Genomic DNA, 17,258 nt, shown 5'->3' with positions numbered 1-17,258 from the left:
TCAACGGGTCTTAGCGGGCGGACGGTTCGGGCTGGACGGGAAGGGCGGACCGGTCGGACTCGACGGCGGACTGCGGCTTGACCGTCGGGTGGACGGCCAGGACGATCCGGTGGCCCCGGCCGCCCTGCGCGTCGGGGGCGTCGTACTTGCGGAGGAGCGCGCTCACCCCGGCCGTCAGCTCCTGGACGAACGCGGCCCGGTCGGCGGCCGAGGCGAAGGTGACCTCGCCGTCGAGCGCGTAGGTCGCGAGGCGCTTGCGGGCCTTGGCCGCGCCGGTGATCAGCGATCCGACGTCCCGGACGAGCCGGGCGCCGAGCGCCAGCATCCACCGCGCGGAGAGCTGGTCCCGGAAACGGTCCGGGTCCGGCTGTACGGCGGCGAGCGCGAGCGGTGAGATCACATACGACGCGGCCGTGGCCCGCATCAGCCGCTCGGTGACATTGCCTTTGCGGCGCTCCCCCGCCAGTTCGACCAGGCCGTGCCGTTCCAGCGCCTTGAGGTGGTAGTTCACCTTCTGGCGCGGCAGCCCGACCTTCCCGGCCAGCATGGCCGCCGACGCGGGCCCGGCCGCCAGTTCGGCGAGCAGCCGGGCGCGTATGGGGTCCAGCGAGACCGCCGCTGCCTCGGGGTCCTCGATCACGGTGACGTCCAACATGACTCCACCGTTTCACCGAAAACTTTTTTTGTCCAGACGGTTGGAGTTTTCGGTGAATCGGCCGGAGTCGCTCAGTCCGGGACGAGGCCGAGCGCGTACTCGTACCGCTTGACCGAGCCGGTCTCCAACAGGCCGGGCCAGGTCTGTACGCGCTGCCAGAGCGGAGAGAGCGAGCCGACGCCTTCGCCGGGGGCGGCCATGGCGTCGATGTGGTGCCGGGCGGTCTCCCACTCGGCGTAGTTGAGGACGCGGGTGCCGTCGCTGCCGAGGTGGAAGTGGGCGGAGATGCCGCCGGGGTGCGCGTGCGGCTCGGCGGCGAGCGCCTCCTCCACGGCGTCCACCCAGGCACGCTGCCGCGCCGGGTCCGGCCCGTCGAACTCGATGTCGACGATCACCACGCATCCCGGCTCGCGCGCGGCACGGCCCTCGCCGCCGGTGAGGCTGCGGTACCGCCGATAGCGCTCGATCCCCACCCGTTCGATCCCGGGCACGGCGGTGTCGATGGCGTCGTTGCGCTCCTGCCGATGGGTCTTGACGAAGGCCTCGTACGCCTGCTCGTCGGCCCACTGCGAATGGTGCAGCAGACCGGAACCGTCCTCGGCCGTGTAGACGAAGTACCCCAACAGCCCTTTCGCCGGCCACGGCCGCCGCTCCCAGGTGTCCGCGATGGCCTCGACGGTCCGGCGTTGCCGCTCGGGAGTGCCCACCTCCCAGGTGCTGAAGAGGGACGCCCCGACATCGGGGCGGTCGAGGACGGGGTGGATGTTCGTACGTCGGGTCATGACGCTCCCCTGATCGGTGGTCGGTGATCGGTACTCGCTGATGACACCGACCACCTTTCAACCTCAACCAAGATTCAGGTCAAGTCCGCGATTCGGGGCCCGGTTTCGGGAGACCCGCCGAGTCATGGACGAGAAGCGGCCGGAGGCCGAGCGGGTGGGGAAGGCGCCGGAATCCGGCGCGGAGGGCGGTCCCACCGGACTGCCGGGGCGCTCGTGGTGGGCGGTGGTACGGCGTACGGTCAAGGAGTTCCAGGACGACGAACTCTCCGACCGAGCCGCCGCGTTGACGTACTACGGCGTCCTGTCGCTCTTCCCCGCTCTGCTGGTGCTGGTGTCGATGCTGGGGGTCGTCGGACAGCGCGCGACGGAAAGGATCCTGGACAACATCGGCGACTTGGCTCCGGGCCCCGCGCGGGACATCCTGCGGGACGCGGTCGTCCAACTGGGGGACAGCGGCGGTACGGGCGGGGTGCTGGCGATCGTCGGCCTGCTGGCGGCGGTGTGGTCGGCGTCGGGATACGTGGCGGCCTTCATCCGTACGTCCAACGCGGTGTACGACCTGCCGGAGGGGCGCCCGGTGTGGAAGCTCACGCCGTTGCGGATCGTCCTGACCCTCGTGCTGATGCTGATGCTGGCGGCGAGCGCGCTGATCGTCGTCTTCACGGGTCCGCTGGCCGAACGCGCGGGCACGACGATCGGGCTCGGTGACGCGGCCATCGCGGCGTGGGACATCGCCAAGTGGCCGGTCCTGCTGGTGCTGGTGACGCTGATGATCGCGCTGCTGTACTGGGCCGCGCCCAACGTCCGTGGCCGGGGCTTTCGCTGGGTGAGCCCCGGTGGTGTCCTCGCCACGCTGATCTGGCTCGCCGCGTCCGCGGGCTTCGCCGTCTACGCGGCCACCTTCGGCTCGTACAACAAGACGTACGGCACCCTCGCCGGAGCCGTCGTCTTCCTCGTCTGGCTCTGGCTCACCAACCTGGCGATCCTCCTGGGCCTCGAATTCGACGCGGAACTCTCCCGGGAACGCGCCATCGTCGAGGGCCGCTCCCCCACCGACGAGCCCTACGTGGAGCCGCGCGACACCCGCACCTGGCCGCCCCGCCTACGCGCCCTACGGGAGGCCCGCACCCGAGCCGCGGGCGCACCGGGCTCGCTGAGCAAGGAGTGAAGTGAAGGGATCCGAACACCACGCCGCCGGTCTCGACGGCGGGCCCCGGCTTCCGGTTTCGACGGCGGGCGGCCCTGGCCGATGTCGGCGGGCAGGCGGCAGGCGGCCGAGGCCCGCGCTCTGGCTCGTGCGGGCGCCGGCCGCGCCACCGCGAACGGAGTACGCCACCGCGAACGGAGTGCGCCGAACTCGACCACACTCGTCGATGTCGTCGATGTCGTCGATGCCGTCGTCGGCGCACTCGGCCGTCAGCCCGCGGTCAGCCGTCGGTCAGCCGTCGGCTTCGTTCCTCGGGCCGGACGTGTCAGCGGACGAGTCGGGTGAGCGGGTGGGCAGGAACGGGCTGAGCCGGGAGTCACTCGTGGTAGTGACGCCAGGCCAGCACCCCCGCCGCGGCCACCGCGACGCTCGCGCCGCCCACGACGACCGCCTCCCTCGGCACCCGCTCCCAAGCGGAGTGCACCCTCGCCTTCACATCGGCCTTGGCGGCCAGCTCCTCGACCGTGTCGCCGAGCTGCGCCCGGGTCTGCTCGATCTGCCGCCGTAGTTCGTCGGGCCCCTTGGCGCCCACCGAACCGTTGGTCGCGCCACCGGAAGCTCCGGCCGTACCGGATGCGTGTGTCATCGCCGAGCCCTCCCCTTGATCTCGTCCACGTCGGCCTTGACGCTGTCGAGCGCCAGCTCCGGCCGAGGGGGTGTGGCCCGCCGCAGCTGCGCGCGCCCCATGGCGGCCAGCACTGCGGCGATCACGAACAGCACACCCATGACGATGAGCGCGGCGGCCCACACGTCCAGCACCAGCGACAGCGCCGCGACTCCGGCGCCGGCCAGGGTCATGAACCCCACATAGGCGACGGCGCCGGCCGCGCCGAGGAGTCCACCACCGCGCCCCGCGCGCCGCCCCTTCTCCGCCAGCTCCTCCTTCGCGAGGGCGACCTCCTGTCGTACGAGCAGGGAGAGCTGTTCGGTGGCCTGCCCCACCAGCTCGCCCACGGAGTGGTGATCGTGTTCTTCCGGCCCCGGACGCGCGGATCGCACAGAGCGCACGAATCGCGTGGGCCTGGTCTCGGTGGTCCCGGTCACGGTGTCGCCTCCTCACACATCGGGACGCCCGAGTACCCTCACCGGCTCGCACTACCCCTGCGTCACCGGCACGTCCGCCGTGGCCAGGCGAGCAGCACCGCCGCTCTTAGCAATACTTCGCAATATCTCGTAGAAAAATTAAGTGGAGCTTCACAATGAGCCCGCCGAGACTACCCCCATGACACGCATCCACCGCCCCGCTCCCTTCGGCCGCGCCCTCTGCGCGATGGTCACGCCTTTCACCGCGTCCGGCGCGCTCGACCTCGACGGGGCGCAGCGGCTGGCCGACCGGCTGGTGCGGGAGGGGTGCGACGGGCTGGTGCTGTCCGGCACGACGGGCGAGTCGCCGACGACGACGGACACGGAGAAGACGGAGCTGATCCGCGCGGTGCGCGGGGCGGTCGGCGGGCGGGCCGTGATCGTGGCCGGGGTGGGCACCGCCGACACCCGGCACACCGTGGAGCTGGCGCTGGCGGCCGAGAAGGCGGGCGCGGACGGCCTGCTGGCGGTCACGCCGTACTACAGCAGACCCCCGCAGGACGCCGTCGAGGCCCACTTCCGCGAGCTCGCCGACGCCACGGGGCTGCCGGTCGCCCTCTACGACATCCCCGGCCGCACCGGCGCCCGCATCGAACCGGAGACCATGGTCCGGCTGGCGGACCATCCCCGGATCGTGGCGGTGAAGGACTGCGCGTACGACCTCCTGGGCACCCAGAAGGTACTGGCCGAGACGGAGCTGGCGTACTACACGGGATGCGACGAGTACGTCCTCGCGCTGTACGCGCTCGGCGGATCCGGTTACGTCGGGACGGTCGCGAACGCGGTGCCCCGGCACTTCCGCTCGATCCTCGACGCGTTCGACGCGGGCGACACCGGCGAGGCGGCCCGCCTCCAGCGGCTGGCCGTCCCGCTCACCGAGCTGATGATGGCCTCCGGCCTGCCCGGCTCCGTCACGGCCAAGGCGCTCCTCGGCCGGCTCGGCCTCCCGTCCGGCCCGGTCCGCGCACCCCTGCGGCCCGCCGGCCACGAGGTGACCGACGGGCTGCTGGCGGCGTACGAACGGCTGGTGGCCGCCTGAGAGGGGATGGTCAGCGGGTGGCGAAGACCGGGTTCCAGCGCCCGGGAGCAGCGTCGTCGCCCTTGCGGGCGCCGCTGAGCGGGATCGTCCTGTCGCTGCCGATGGTGACGAGGACCAGGGCGTTGCGGAACTCGCTGTCGCCGGCCTTGATGTCCCAGGCGACGAGCCGCTCATTGTCGGCCCAGGCGAGCAGCTGTTGTCCGGGGATCTTGTGGAGCCGCTTGCCGGTGCGGGGGTCGAGGATCTCGGAGGCGGTGGTCTTGCGGCCGCCCGCGAAATCGCCGGCCGCGAGCTTGCCGTTCGGAGAGAGCCGCGCCTGCACCCACCAGGTCAGGTACTTCTCGTCGGCCGGCCTGTCGACCTTGTCGCCCTTCAGATCGTAGTACTGGTCGTACGATTCTGTGCTCAGCCCGGAGCGGACCAGCTTGCCGTCGCCGCTGAAGGAGAAGTCCTGGCGGGAGTTGTACATGTTCAGCCCGTTCGCCGGCCCCTCATCGGTGACCTCGGTCCACTCGGTCCTGCCGGAGTCGACGTCGACGATGTAGAAGCCGGTCCGGTACGACTTGGACCAATCCGGCATGAAGTCGTTCTTCTTGCCGTCACCGTCGAGGTCGTTGGCCGCCTTGGTCAGCAGGTCGGGGTTCTTGCTGTAGGTGGTGGCGACGAGCCTGGTGCCGTCGGACGAGAACTCCACGTTCGCCACGCCCCGGTCCACCGGGATCCAGCGCTCGACCTCGCCGGTGAGCAGGTCGAGCAGCCCGATCCGCTTGGCGGGCAGTTCCTTCTCCAGGACGGCGGCGGTTCGCATGCCGGGGGCGACCGCGACCATGGACCAGCGGGAATCCGCGACGTACTTGCCGGTCTCCTGGTCGAGGATCGAGTAGGAACGCTGCCGGACGACTGTGTCCTTCTTCCTGGTGATCACGGTGTCCCAGGTGTAGTACGCGGCCAGCGCCACGTCCCCGGCCGCGATCAGGTCGCGCGGCGGCGACTGGTCGGGGTGGGCGATGATGTCGCTCTTGTTCATCTCGGTGGCGAGCCGTACCTGGTCCTTGCCGGAGTCCAGCAGGGGCACGGCCACCGCGACGGCGACCACGGCGGCGGTGGCCGCGGCGACGGTCGCGAGCCTGCGGGTCCGGCGGCGGCGCCGGACGGTCAGCACCCGTGCGGCGAAGTCCGCTGCCAGGGGCGGCTGTTCGGCGGCCTGCTCACGCAGGGAGTCGCGCACCAGTTCATCGACGTTCACGGACGCACCTCCACGGGCGAGAAGTCACGGGACGGCTGCTGTTCGGCCGCGGCGGGGCCGAGCGCAGCCAGCTCGGGCGCGAGTTCGCGCAGTCGGGCGAGCGAGCGGTGGGTCGTGGACCGGACGGTCCCCACGGAGCACCCGAGGATCCGCGCCACCTCGCCCTCCGGCAGGTCCTCGAAGTAGCGGAGCACCAGCACGGTCCGCTGGCGGGCGGTCAGCCGGGCCAGCGCCCCGCGCATCACCAGACGCAGCTCCACACCGGCCACTCCGTCGACGACACCGCCGCCCTCGGGCGGCTCGGCGACGGTCAGCTCGCGTCGCCGCCATTTCAGCCGCCACCGGCTGACCTGCTGCCGGTAGAGGATCTGCCGTACGTACGCCTCCGGCTCGTCGATCCGCTGCCAGCGTCCGGCCGCCTTGATCAGCGCGTTCTGCAGCAGGTCCTCGGCGGCGTGCCGGTCCCCGCCGCTCAGCAGTACGGCCGTCTTCAGCAGTGCCGACGACCGCCCGGCCACGAATTCCCGGAAACTCTCCTGCCCTGCGGCATCCATCGTCACCTTCTCTTCCCCCGGCGGTCCCTGTGTCCGCCCTGTGCCCCATGAGACGCGTCGCCGCGCCCACCGCTATGCCAGGCCGGCGAAGAAAGTACCGGGAACGCTCCGGGGCCCGTACGCGCGTGAACGCGTACGGGCCCCGGACCATATGACGGCATGCCGGCGCCGGTCGTGCCGGTCAGCCCCAGCGGTACCCGTCACCGAACAGCAGGGTGTGCTCCAGCACGTCCTCCATCGGGTCGTCGACCTGCCCGACATTGACGAGCCCGATCCGGGGACCGTTGTGCGAGGCGTTGTTCGTCTCGTCGGCGTGGGCGGCTCCGCCCGCCACCCCGCACAGCAGCACCGTGGCCAGCCCTGCCATGACCACTCGTGCCACGGTCCTCGCCCGGTCGTTCCTCATGCCTCGGTCCTCATCTCATCGGTTCGGCGACTCATCGGACACTGCGTCCGACAGTTCATCTGCCTGCACCGGGGGGAGGTCACGCCGAGCAACCCTTACGGGGTCAGTGTGTGGCTGTACAGCAGCTCGACACGTGCATCATGGAGCATGGGGATTGATCTGGAGCTGCACTCATCACGGCCGGCGCGCAGGGTCTGGAGCGCGACGCTCTTGCAGACTTCCTACGGGCATGGTGACGCTCTAGCCGATGCGCTCGGCTCGCTTCAGCTTCTCGGCGTACCCGGGCGGCTCACTGCCGTCGATCCGTACGGGGATACGTTGATGAACGAGCAGGAGGCCGCAGCCGCCGTTCAGGAGATTGGCGATCTGAAGCAACAGTGCGGTGACGAGCGTCAGCTCGCCGCGTTGGACGACCTGGCGAGGATGCTGGGTGAGTGCGCAGCCACCCCCGGCAGTTATCTGTGGTTCGGGGGCGACTGAAGCTCACGCCACGTCTGCTGGCTGAGTGTCTACTCTGGCGAGAGAGCTGGGCCGTCTCCGGGCCGTGCGAGGTCAGCCGACGCCGACCAACAACGACAGAAGCCCACGGCATCTGAACTGGTCAGAGCCGTGGGCTTCGTAAGGCCCGCTGGTCAGCGGAAAAGCCGGTCAGTAGACCGGCCAGTCAGGCTGAACAAAGCAGCAGCGCGCCAGACCGTACGAGCAGCCCGCTGCCGACCTTCCCGTCACCGTGTGTCGCAGGCCTGCACGACGCGGGCAGCCAGCGCGTCGCACCCCAGGTTGCCGCCTGCGCCTCTCGGCCTCAGGTGATCGACTGAACATCCACCTATGTCAGTGCCCGGCCATACTCTTCGGTCATGCGCAGAGGAGCGATCACACGGCAGTCCGTGCTCAACGCACTGGCAGAGTACGACGAGTTGGGGCGTGATACCTTCCTGGCGAAGTATGGCTACAACAAGGCCCGTACATACGTCCTCGTGTACCAGGGCAGGGAGTATGACGCAAAGGCTATCGCCGGAGTAGCGCACAAGTGGGACTACGAACGTGCGCTCCAGCCCTCCGAGTTCAGCGGCGGCAAGGCGCACGCGGTGGCCTGGTTGGAGCGCCTTGGTTTCCAAGTCCACAGCAGAGCCCTCGATTTCAGCGAGCTCGAATTCACTGATTTCCTCGTGCAGCTACTCGTTAAGACCGGCCACCGGAACGTATCGCAAGACGTCCTATTGGGACCAGGGGCTCGTGCGGACATTATCGCCGAGTCAAAGGACGCCGTGCTCGTCATCGAGGTCAAACGCGTATCGCCGCAGACGAACCTTCGCATTGAAGATGCCGCAAACCAAATTAAGCATTACGGTGGTCTTGCTCGGGAAACACAGCATAGCACTCGTAGACAGCGCCTCGTTTTGGCAGCTCCTGGAATTTTGGCAAACAAGGGCGCGGAGCCACTCGCAAACAGCGGCATCGAAATTTGGGATGGGCCATGGATCGCTCAGAGGTCGGTGGCTGCGGGCCTGAGAGACGAGGCATCCAAGTTCCTCGCTCCAGAGTACTTCGAGGCCGCTCCACAGAGTGACACCCTCGCCTTGATTGATAAGCTCACGCAGATGCCTGCCGGACGAGCAACCTGGTCGGCCTACCAGCGTCTTTGCCGAGACATCGCAGAATATCTATTCTGCCCCCCTTTGAAATCCCCCGTCTGGGAGAGTTTGGATGATGCCGAGATGAACCGGCGAGACTTCATCCTCCCCAATTATGCCGATACTGGATTTTGGAAATTCACCAGAGATAAATACTTCGCAGACTATATAGTCGCAGACGCCAAAAATCACACACGCGGGATCGAGAAACAGGAGATCATTCAGGTCGCCAATTATCTTTCTAGGCATGGAACTGGGCTCTTCGCCTTAATCATGACACGTATAGAGCCTCAGGAGTCCGCAGTCCACGCAATTAAGAGTCAATGGGTGCAACACGATAAGATGATCGTGGCTCTTACTGATGCCGACATCGTGCAGATGCTGACCGACAGGTCTTTCGGAATCGACCCCAGTGAGGTAATTCGTCAAAAGATCGAAGATTTCCGCCTAGGGGTCTGACGCCGTTGCATGACGTAGGCGGTTCAACGTCCACATCGCCGCTACCACGTGCACAGCGCACCAGGTTCTGACATCCACGGCTGACATCAACGACGCCGGACGGGGGTGTACACCCGCGACTCTGTCCGGCCGTCCCCCAGTCGCCGACCGCAGCCGAAGGGGGCCCGGATCGAACTCCTAATGCGGTGCTCACACACGAGCGCCCTCCCGGGCCGTCCTCGGGCCGTGGAAGGGCGCTCAGCGATGACCATGACGGCCGCAGGTCACGGCCGCCGATGATCAGTTGTGGCTGTGCAGGATCTCGTTCAGGCCGCCCCAGACCGCGTTGTTCGGGCGGGCCTCGACCGTGCCGGTGACCGAGTTGCGGCGGAAGAGGATGTTCGAGGCGCCGGAGAGTTCGCGGGCCTTGACGACCTGGCCGTCGGGCATGGTGACGCGGGTGCCGGCGGTGACGTACAGGCCGGCCTCGACGACGCACTCGTCGCCCAGCGCGATGCCGACGCCCGCCTCGGCGCCGACCAGGCAGCGCTCGCCGATGGAGATGATGACGTTGCCGCCGCCGGAGAGCGTGCCCATGGTGGAGGCGCCGCCGCCGATGTCCGAGCCGTCGCCGACGACGACACCGGCGGAGATCCGGCCCTCGACCATCGACGTGCCGAGGGTGCCGGCGTTGAAGTTGACGAAGCCCTCGTGCATGACCGTGGTGCCCTCGGCGAGGTGCGCGCCGAGCCGGACCCGGTCGGCGTCGGCGATCCGGACGCCCTTGGGGGCCACGTAGTCCGTCATCCGCGGGAACTTGTCGACGGACGTGACCTGGAGGTGCAGACCCTCGGCACGCGCGTTGAGGCGCACCTTCTCCAGCTCGTCGACGGCGACCGGGCCGAGCGAGGTCCAGGCGACGTTGGCGAGGAGGCCGAAGATGCCGTCCAGGCTCTGACCGTGCGGCTTGACCAGGCGGTGGGAGAGCAGGTGGAGACGCAGGTACGCGTCGTGCGTGTCGATCGGCTTCTCGTCGAGCGAGGAGATGACCGTACGGACCGCGACGACCTCGACGCCCCGGCGCGTGTCCTGACCGATCGCGGCGGTCGCGCCGCCGCCCAGCAGCTCCGCGGCCCGCTCGGCGGTCAGCCGCTCGGTGCCGGCGGGGCCGGGCTCGGCGGTGAGCTCGGGCGTGGGGTACCAGGTGTCGAGAACGGTGCCGTCGGCGGCGATCGTGGCGAGGCCGGCGGCCACGGCGCCGGTGGTACGAGGAGCAGTCGTGTCGGTCATGAGGGCAACCTAACCGCCTGGGGCGCATCCGGGCCAACCCGCGCCGGGGGCGTCTCAGAGGACGGGCACTTTACGGACATACGGGCCGGGCGGCCCGCCCACCCCCGTGGAGCGGGCCGCGAATGGCGCGCGGGTCGTCAGCCGCGTTCGCCGGGCTTGTCGACGAAGGCGAGCGTGACTTCCGAACTGCCTCCGATCACCTTGCCGTCTCTGACCAGGCGCATGCCGAGGACGTCGTACGTCTCCGGGTCGATCAGCCACTCCCGCCCGGTGTCGCGCTCGCCGTCGCCGTCGCCGTCGTCGTCGCCGCTGTAGCGGACGGCGACGGCCGGTCGTCCGGCGGCGGTCTCCACCAGGTGATCGACCAACGTCAGATCGGGCAGTGTGGCGAAGGCACGGTAGAGACCGGCGACTCCCTCGGACGGCTTGATGTCGGTGCCGAGCAGGACGGAGAGCTCGCTGTAGTCGTTCTGCGCACGGGTGGCTCCCTTCTCGTCGGCGATGGCGTCCTTCTCGCGGATGGCGCGCAGCGCTTCCCGCCCGTCCGACGGCAGCGTGGCCACGAACCTGTACATCTCCCTCGGCGAGCGGTCGTCGCCCTCCGCTCCGTTCTCCAGCCGCATCTCGGTGACATGGAGCTTGATCAACTTGCCGAACGGATCGAGTTGCTCGAAGGCGTGCGCACTGCCGTCGAAGCGGATCCAGCCCTCCGAGAAGCGTGCCCGGTCCCCGAGTTGTGCCACCTCCTCCTCGTCCGGTCCTTCCACCGCCTTCTTCTCGTACATCCACTGCTTGGCCCGAGGCTCCGCGACCGGCGGCCGCCCCTCCACCGCCTCCGCCGCCCGCTCCAGCAGCTCCGCCGCGGTCATCCCCTTCAGGTCCGCGCTCGTCAGCGTCGCCGGGGTCGACAGCCCTCGGGTGTCGTCCCGGCCCACCAGCAGCGAGGCGGTCACCGCCACCGCGGTCACGGCCGCCGCCACACCCACGATCACGAAGCGCGGCCGCGTCCACACCGGGCGCCGCCGCCCGCCGGTCCGTGCCGCGTCCAGCAGCCGGGCGCGGCCGGGAGCGAGGCGGGCGCGGTCGGGGGTCGGCGCCCCGGCGCGCAACTCCCGCACGCGGGTCACCTCGTCGATCAACTCCTCCATGTCAGACCACCTCCGCCGTGTCGGCGACGAACGCGGGATCGGCTCCCAACGCCGTACGCACCTTGCGTCGCGCGCGGTTGAGCCGCGAGCGGACCGTTCCCACGGGGATGTCGAGGGCCTGCGCGACCTCCTGGTAGCCGAGGTCGGCCCAGGCGACGAGCAGCAGGACGTGCCGGTCCCCGGCCGGCAGCGCCGCCAACGCCCCGGCGAGCGGTCCCTGTGCCGCCACCCGGCTGTCGGTCCGCTCGACCCAGGTCTCGCTCCAGGACGCGGCGACGGGATCGTGTCCGGTGCGGGCCAGCGCCTTGAGCGCCCGGACCTCCGTACGGCGGTGCTTGCCGATGAGGTTGCCCGCGATGCCGTACAGCCAGGGGCGGGCGCTGGGATGGGCCCGGTCGTAGCGGCCACGGATGCGGAACGCCGTCAGGAAGGTGTCGGCGGTGATGTCGTCGGCCATCGCGTCACCGAGCCGCCGGGCCACGTACCGGTGGATGTCCGGCGCGTAGCGGTCGTAGAGCCGCGCGAACAGTTCGGGCTCCTCCAGCGACTGGACGACGGTCTCGGCGTCGTCCTCCCTGCGTGCCTGTGGCGGTGGTCCGCTCATCGGGCGCTCCCCCTGCTCGTCACAACCGCTCCCCTCCGCCGTGTTCCTGTCACCCCTTGTTTCCCGATGGCCCGAGAAAGGTTCACGGTTCTCGGGAAGTCGTCCGGCGTGGCTCTCCGGGGAGTCATGGCGGCCGACGGAGCAGGCGCGCGCCTCGGCCCTGGCTCGCGCGCCCCGGCCATGGCTCAGGGAATGACGCGCGCCAACACCTCCCGCGCGTACTGCTCGTCGTAGGGCGCACCGGTCAGCAGGACCTGGAGGCAGATGCCGTCGATGAGGGCGACCAGGGCCCGTGCGGTCACCGGGTCGGTGCGCTCGGCGAGGCAGTCGGCGAAGCCCCGGCCCCATTCGTCGGCGACGGGCCGCAGGGCGGGGCGGCGCAGGGCGGCGAGGTAGAGCTCGTACTCCACCTCCAGGCCCGTGCGGTCGCCGGCGAACCATTCGCCGCCCAGCGCGGCCAGTTCGGCGGCGAGGTCGGTGCCGGGGTCGCGCAGGGCCTCGCGGGCGGCGACGGTCTTCGCGTAGCGCTCGTTGGCCTGCCGCAGCGCGGCGACCATCAGGTCGTCCAGGGTCTTGAAGTGGTACGTCGTCGAACCGAGGGGCACGTCCGCCTCGGCGGCCACGGTGCGGTGGCTCAGCCCGGCGATGCCCTTCTCCCCCACCACCCGGATCGCCGCGTCGATGATGCGCTGCCGCCGCTCGGGGTCGTAGCGCCGGGCCATCAGTGGGCGCCCCCCAGGTTCAGCACCACGACTCCCGCGATGATCAGCACGATCCCGGCGACCTTGGCGAAGCTCAACCCCTCCTCGAAGAGCACCAGTCCGATGGCGGCGACCGCCGCGGTGCCGACGCCGGACCAGATGGCGTACGCCGTGCCGATCGACATCGACTTCAGCGCCTGGGCGAGCAGGACGAAGGAGATGAGGTACCCCACTCCGGTGACCAGCGAGGGCCACAGCTTGCTGAAGCCCTCGCTGTACTTCATGGCGGTGGTGGCGGCCACTTCGGCGGCTATGGCCGTGGCGAGCAACAGATATCCCATGTGTACGATCGTACACATGATGCGTACGCCTGTACATATCGCGCGGCACAGGCGCGCTTATGGGCGGAATTGACCAGCGCGGACGGCCAAGAGGCCCTGCATTCGGGGCCGTTCCGTTATGGAAGCGCTCTCCGAATGGGCTCCCCGCACCCCCCTTGGTCCACTACTGTTTCAACGGTCAATCTCCCGATTGTGTGACGACCGCCAGGGTTTGCGCACACGGGTGACACGTACCACCCTCCCTGACCCGCATGACGATTCACGTCCGCCTTGGGCCGACGCCGAAGGAACCGCGCATGCCGCCAAAAAAGCCCGGACCTGATCCGGCCGAGACCACGCCCAACCTTCCGGTGCTCAGATCCGCGAAGGTGTGGGAGACCGGTGTCGCCCCGAACGACACCCGAATACCGGGCACGCGCCGCCTCTGGCTGGCCGGCGCCCTGGCCCTCGCCGTCGTGTCGTCGTGCGTCACCGCGATCACCCTCCAGGGCAGCGGACCTGACGACTCGTCGTCGAAGAACGGGCGCACCACCGCCGCCGGCGAGGACCGCGTCCTGCCCTCCCTCTCCCTCCCGCCCGCGTCGCCCCCCGCGACCTCGGCGCCGGACGGCAAGAGCGGTCTGTCGGAGCCCCAGGGCTCCGAGGTCGACTCGAAGAACGGCGACGACGGCAAGAAGGACGAGGACACCGGCTCCAAGGACGCGGGCTCGTCCGACGACAAGCAGCAGGGCGGTGCGAAGCCGACCAGCGAGCCGTCGAAGGCCCCCGCGCCCACCAAGAAGCCGCCGTCCACCTCGACGACGCGCAAGTCCGTACGGTCCGTCAACCACCCGGACCGCTACTGGCATCTGCGCGACGGTGTGATCCAGCTGGACCAGGTGAGCTCCCGCAGCGGCAGCGAGACCAAGGAGGACTCCTCCTTCAAGGTCGTCTCCGGTCTCGCGAACTCCTCCTGCTACTCCTTCCGCATGGCGGACGGCCGCTACGTGCGCCACCAGAACTTCGTGCTCCGCGCGTCCGGCCACGACGGCTCCCGCCTCTTCATGCAGGACGCCACCTTCTGCCCCCGCTCGGGCTATTCGGGCTCGGTCATGCTGGAGTCGGTGAACTATCCCGGCTACTTCGTCCGCCACCGCAATTTCCAGCTCCGCCTGGAACGCGCCGAGCACAGCGGCTACTTCTACGCGGACGCCACGTACAACCTGGTGAAGGGCTTCTCCTGACCGGACGCCACCACCGCGGACATGGGTGTGGCCCCCGGCGAACCGCCGGGGGCCACACCCATGTCACAGCTCTCAGACGTTGAACCCGAGCGCACGAAGCTGCTCACGACCGTCGTCGGTGATCTTGTCGGGGCCCCACGGGGGCATCCAGACCCAGTTGATACGGAGTTCGTTGACGAGGCCGTCCGTGGCGGACTTGGCCTGGTCCTCGATGACGTCCGTCAGCGGACAGGCCGCCGAGGTCAGGGTCATGTCGATCGTCGCGATGTTCGCGTCGTCGATGTGGATGCCGTAGATCAGGCCCAGGTTGACGACATCGATGCCCAACTCGGGGTCCACGACGTCGTACAGGGCCTCGCGGACCTCCTCCTCGGAGGCCGGCTTCATCTCCAGGGTCTCGCTCATGCCGTCTTCCTTTCGACGTCGGCGTCGGCGCCCAGCGCCTGGGCCGTCGCGTCCTTCCACGCCATCCAGCTGAGGAGGGCGCACTTGACCCGGGCGGGGTACTTGGAGACACCGGCGAACGCGACCGCGTCCTCCAGCACCTCCTCCATCGCGTCGTCCGGCTCGATCTTCCCCTTGGACTGCATCAGCTCCAGGAAGGTCTCCTGGATCTTCCGCGCGTCCGCGAGGTCCTTGCCGACGAGGAGGTCGTTCAGCACGGAGGCCGAGGCCTGGCTGATCGAGCAGCCCTGGCCCTCGTACGACACGTCCGCGATGGTCGTGCCGTCGTACTTCACTCGCAGGGTGATCTCGTCGCCGCACGTCGGGTTCACGTGGTGTACCTCGGCGTCACCGTCCCGCAAGCCCCGCCCGTGGGGGTGCTTGTAGTGGTCCAGGATGACTTCCTGGTACATCGAGTCCAGCTTCATGCGATCGCTCGTCCCCTCAGCCGAAGAAGTTCCGTACGTGCTCCAGGCCGTCGACCAGGGCATCGATCTCGGCCGGCGTGGAGTACAGATAGAACGACGCTCGGGTGGTCGCGGGAATTCCGTACCGCAGGCAGACGGGGCGGGCGCAGTGGTGGCCGACCCGGACCGCGATGCCCTGCTCGTCGAGGACCTGGCCCACGTCGTGCGGGTGGATGTCGCCGAGGGTGAAGGAGATCGCCGCGCCCCGGTCCTCGGCCGTGGCGGGGCCGATGATCCTGAGGTCCGGTACCTCCGTCAGCCGCTTCACCGCGTACTCGGTGATCGCGTGCTCATGGGCGAGGATCTTGTCCATGCCGATGGAGTTCAGGTAGTCGATCGCCGCGCCGAGGCCGACCGCCTGCGCGATCGGCGGGGTGCCCGCCTCGAACTTGTGCGGGGCGGGAGCGTACGTCGACGAGTGCATCGACACCGTCTCGATCATCTCGCCGCCGCCGAGGAACGGGGGCAGGTCCTCCAGAAGCTCCTGGCGGCCCCAGAGCACGCCGATGCCCGTCGGGCCGCACATCTTGTGGCCGGTGAAGGCCACGAAGTCGGCCTGGAGCGCCTGTACGTCCAGCGGCATGTGCGGCGCGGCCTGGGAGGCGTCGATGCAGACCAGGGCACCGACCTCCTGTGCCCGGCGCACTATCGCCTCGACGGGGTTGACCGTGCCGAGGATGTTGGACACCAGGACGAAGGAGACGATCTTCGTCTTCTCCGTGATGACCTCGTCGATGTTGGACAGGTCGAGCCGGCCGTCGTCGGTCAGCCCGAACCACTTCAGCTTCGCGCCCGTGCGCTGCGAGAGCAGCTGCCACGGCACGATGTTGGAGTGGTGCTCCATCTCGGTGATGACGATCTCGGTCTCGGCGTCCACCCGGTAGGGCTCGTCGGCCCAGCCCAGCATGTTCGCCACGAGGTTCAGCGACTCGGAGGCGTTCTTGGTGAAGATCACCTCGTCGCGGCTGGGCGCGTTGATGAAGGACGCGACCTTGTCGCGCGCGCCCTCGTACAGCGCCGTGGCCTCCTCGGCGAGCACATGCACACCGCGGTGGACGTTGGCGTTGTAGCGCTCGTAGTACTCGCTCAGGGCGTCCAGCACCTGGCGCGGCTTCTGCGAGGTCGCCGCGTTGTCCAGGTACACGAGCTTCCGGCCGTCGTGGACCTGACGGTCCAGGATGGGGAAGTCCTTGCGGATCGCCTCGGTGTCGAGGAGGCCCGGCAGCTGTGTCACGCGGATGCGCCACCCTTCGTGTATGCCTCGTAGCCCTCGTTCTCCAGCTTGTCGGCGAGCTCGGGGCCGCCCGACTCCACGATCTTGCCGTTCGCGAAGACATGCACGTGGTCGGGCTTGATGTAGCGCAGGATGCGCGTGTAGTGCGTGATCAGCAGGGTGCCGACCTCGCCGGTCTCGCGGACGCGGTTGACGCCCTCGGAGACGACCCGGAGCGCGTCGACGTCCAGACCGGAGTCCGTCTCGTCGAGGATCGCGACCTTCGGCCGGAGCAGCTCCAGCTGGAGGATCTCGTGTCGCTTCTTCTCACCGCCGGAGAAGCCCTCGTTGACGTTGCGCTCGGCGAAGGCGGGGTCCATGTTGAGGCGCTGCATGGCCTCCTTGACCTCCTTCACCCAGGTGCGCAGCTTGGGGGCCTCGCCGCGGATGGCGGTGGCGGAGGTCCGCAGGAAGTTCGACACGGACACGCCCGGGACCTCGACCGGGTACTGCATCGCCAGGAACAGGCCCGCGCGGGCGCGCTCGTCGACGGACATCTCCAGGACGTCCTCGCCGTCGAGCAGCACGGTGCCGCCGGTGATCGTGTACTTCGGGTGACCCGCGAGGGAGTAGGCGAGGGTCGACTTGCCGGAGCCGTTGGGGCCCATGATGGCGTGCGTCTCGCCCTGCTTCACGGTGAGGTCGACGCCCTTGAGGATCTCCTTCGTGGCGTTGTCGGCCTCGACGGTGACGTGCAGGTCTCGGATTTCAAGCGTTGCCATG

General features: G+C 69.1%; 21 protein-coding genes. 5 read left to right on the top strand and 16 right to left on the bottom strand.

What is annotated here, in order from left to right:
- Nucleotides 1-10: 10 nt before the first annotated feature.
- Together K1J60_RS34430 and K1J60_RS34425 are read right to left on the bottom strand one after the other, a co-directional pair.
- Entirely contained in the window at nucleotides 11-655 is a 645-nt protein-coding gene (locus K1J60_RS34430) for an ArsR/SmtB family transcription factor (RefSeq protein WP_220649617.1), read from the bottom strand.
- Nucleotides 656-726: 71 nt separating this feature from the next.
- On the bottom strand, nucleotides 727-1,437 hold the full coding sequence (locus K1J60_RS34425) for an antibiotic biosynthesis monooxygenase (RefSeq protein WP_220649616.1): 711 nt from the start codon (nucleotides 1,435-1,437) through the stop codon (nucleotides 727-729).
- A 124-nt stretch (nucleotides 1,438-1,561) separates the two neighbouring features.
- Here K1J60_RS34425 and K1J60_RS34420 point away from each other — a divergent pair, with 124 nt between their 5' ends.
- Nucleotides 1,562-2,605, top strand: coding sequence for a YihY/virulence factor BrkB family protein (locus K1J60_RS34420; RefSeq protein ID WP_220649615.1), 1,044 nt, complete (start codon nucleotides 1,562-1,564; stop codon nucleotides 2,603-2,605).
- Nucleotides 2,606-2,960: 355 nt separating this feature from the next.
- On the opposite strand, the gene K1J60_RS34415 is transcribed toward K1J60_RS34420, so the two are convergent.
- Together K1J60_RS34415 and K1J60_RS34410 are read right to left on the bottom strand one after the other, a co-directional pair.
- Nucleotides 2,961-3,230 (bottom strand): DUF3618 domain-containing protein, encoded by a 270-nt coding sequence (locus tag K1J60_RS34415; protein WP_220649614.1) that lies wholly within the window; start codon nucleotides 3,228-3,230, stop codon nucleotides 2,961-2,963.
- Complete coding sequence (locus K1J60_RS34410; RefSeq protein WP_398683736.1) at nucleotides 3,227-3,688, bottom strand: phage holin family protein; 462 nt, start codon at nucleotides 3,686-3,688, stop codon at nucleotides 3,227-3,229. Before K1J60_RS34410 ends, K1J60_RS34415 begins: the two co-directional genes overlap by 4 nt.
- A gap of 178 nt (nucleotides 3,689-3,866) precedes the next feature.
- On the opposite strand from K1J60_RS34410, the gene dapA reads away from it, so the two are divergent.
- On the top strand, nucleotides 3,867-4,766 hold the full coding sequence (gene dapA, locus K1J60_RS34405) for a 4-hydroxy-tetrahydrodipicolinate synthase (protein WP_220649613.1): 900 nt from the start codon (nucleotides 3,867-3,869) through the stop codon (nucleotides 4,764-4,766).
- Nucleotides 4,767-4,776: 10 nt separating this feature from the next.
- On the opposite strand, the gene K1J60_RS34400 is transcribed toward dapA, so the two are convergent.
- From K1J60_RS34400 to K1J60_RS34390, 3 genes are all read right to left on the bottom strand, one after another.
- Entirely contained in the window at nucleotides 4,777-6,012 is a 1,236-nt protein-coding gene (locus tag K1J60_RS34400; protein WP_220649612.1) for a WD40 repeat domain-containing protein, read from the bottom strand.
- A complete protein-coding gene (locus K1J60_RS34395; protein ID WP_220649611.1) occupies nucleotides 6,009-6,566 on the bottom strand; it encodes a SigE family RNA polymerase sigma factor in 558 nt (185 codons plus the stop codon). Before K1J60_RS34395 ends, K1J60_RS34400 begins: the two co-directional genes overlap by 4 nt.
- A 181-nt stretch (nucleotides 6,567-6,747) precedes the next feature.
- Nucleotides 6,748-6,972: a hypothetical protein gene (locus K1J60_RS34390; RefSeq protein ID WP_220649610.1), complete on the bottom strand. Its 225-nt coding sequence runs from the start codon at nucleotides 6,970-6,972 to the stop codon at nucleotides 6,748-6,750.
- A gap of 147 nt (nucleotides 6,973-7,119) precedes the next feature.
- Between K1J60_RS34390 and K1J60_RS34385 the strand changes: the two genes are divergently transcribed.
- Both K1J60_RS34385 and K1J60_RS46270 read left to right on the top strand, forming a co-directional pair.
- A complete protein-coding gene (locus tag K1J60_RS34385) occupies nucleotides 7,120-7,452 on the top strand; it encodes a hypothetical protein (RefSeq protein ID WP_220649609.1) in 333 nt (110 codons plus the stop codon).
- Between the two features lie 377 nt (nucleotides 7,453-7,829).
- Entirely contained in the window at nucleotides 7,830-9,065 is a 1,236-nt protein-coding gene (locus tag K1J60_RS46270) for a hypothetical protein (protein WP_259408048.1), read from the top strand.
- Between the two features lie 279 nt (nucleotides 9,066-9,344).
- Here K1J60_RS46270 and dapD read toward each other — a convergent pair whose 3' ends face one another.
- From dapD to K1J60_RS34355, 5 genes are all read right to left on the bottom strand, one after another.
- Nucleotides 9,345-10,334, bottom strand: coding sequence for a 2,3,4,5-tetrahydropyridine-2,6-dicarboxylate N-succinyltransferase (dapD, locus tag K1J60_RS34375; protein ID WP_220649608.1), 990 nt, complete (start codon nucleotides 10,332-10,334; stop codon nucleotides 9,345-9,347).
- Nucleotides 10,335-10,471: 137 nt separating this feature from the next.
- Complete coding sequence (locus K1J60_RS34370) at nucleotides 10,472-11,482, bottom strand: CU044_5270 family protein (RefSeq protein ID WP_259408047.1); 1,011 nt, start codon at nucleotides 11,480-11,482, stop codon at nucleotides 10,472-10,474.
- A gap of 1 nt (nucleotide 11,483) precedes the next feature.
- The gene (locus tag K1J60_RS34365; protein WP_220649607.1) at nucleotides 11,484-12,086 is read right to left on the bottom strand and encodes an RNA polymerase sigma factor; all 603 of its coding nucleotides are present in this window, start codon (nucleotides 12,084-12,086) and stop codon (nucleotides 11,484-11,486) included.
- Between the two features lie 185 nt (nucleotides 12,087-12,271).
- Complete coding sequence (locus K1J60_RS34360; protein ID WP_220649606.1) at nucleotides 12,272-12,808, bottom strand: TetR/AcrR family transcriptional regulator; 537 nt, start codon at nucleotides 12,806-12,808, stop codon at nucleotides 12,272-12,274.
- Nucleotides 12,808-13,128, bottom strand: a complete 321-nt coding sequence (locus K1J60_RS34355; RefSeq protein ID WP_220649605.1) for a DMT family transporter — start codon at nucleotides 13,126-13,128, stop codon at nucleotides 12,808-12,810. The genes K1J60_RS34360 and K1J60_RS34355 overlap by 1 nt, the downstream gene beginning before the upstream one ends.
- 296 nt (nucleotides 13,129-13,424) lie before the next feature.
- Here K1J60_RS34355 and K1J60_RS34350 point away from each other — a divergent pair, with 296 nt between their 5' ends.
- On the top strand, nucleotides 13,425-14,351 hold the full coding sequence (locus K1J60_RS34350; RefSeq protein ID WP_220649604.1) for an AbfB domain-containing protein: 927 nt from the start codon (nucleotides 13,425-13,427) through the stop codon (nucleotides 14,349-14,351).
- A 72-nt stretch (nucleotides 14,352-14,423) separates the two neighbouring features.
- Here K1J60_RS34350 and K1J60_RS34345 read toward each other — a convergent pair whose 3' ends face one another.
- From K1J60_RS34345 to sufC, 4 genes are read right to left on the bottom strand one after another with little or no spacing between them, the layout of a single operon-like run.
- Complete coding sequence (locus tag K1J60_RS34345) at nucleotides 14,424-14,756, bottom strand: metal-sulfur cluster assembly factor (protein WP_020130530.1); 333 nt, start codon at nucleotides 14,754-14,756, stop codon at nucleotides 14,424-14,426.
- Entirely contained in the window at nucleotides 14,753-15,223 is a 471-nt protein-coding gene (gene sufU, locus K1J60_RS34340) for a Fe-S cluster assembly sulfur transfer protein SufU (RefSeq protein WP_033527154.1), read from the bottom strand. Before sufU ends, K1J60_RS34345 begins: the two co-directional genes overlap by 4 nt.
- Nucleotides 15,224-15,239: 16 nt before the next feature.
- Nucleotides 15,240-16,496 carry a cysteine desulfurase gene (locus K1J60_RS34335; RefSeq protein WP_220649603.1) on the bottom strand — a complete coding sequence of 419 codons (1,257 nt, stop codon included), beginning with the start codon at nucleotides 16,494-16,496 and terminating at the stop codon, nucleotides 15,240-15,242.
- Nucleotides 16,493-17,257, bottom strand: coding sequence for a Fe-S cluster assembly ATPase SufC (gene sufC, locus K1J60_RS34330; RefSeq protein ID WP_220649602.1), 765 nt, complete (start codon nucleotides 17,255-17,257; stop codon nucleotides 16,493-16,495). Before sufC ends, K1J60_RS34335 begins: the two co-directional genes overlap by 4 nt.
- Nucleotide 17,258 lies beyond the last annotated feature (1 nt).

This window comes from Streptomyces akebiae (genome assembly GCF_019599145.1).
GTDB classification, from domain to species: domain Bacteria; phylum Actinomycetota; class Actinomycetes; order Streptomycetales; family Streptomycetaceae; genus Streptomyces; species Streptomyces akebiae.
Note: the sequence above shows the minus strand (reverse complement) of the source record. Positions and strands in the feature narration are given on the sequence as shown.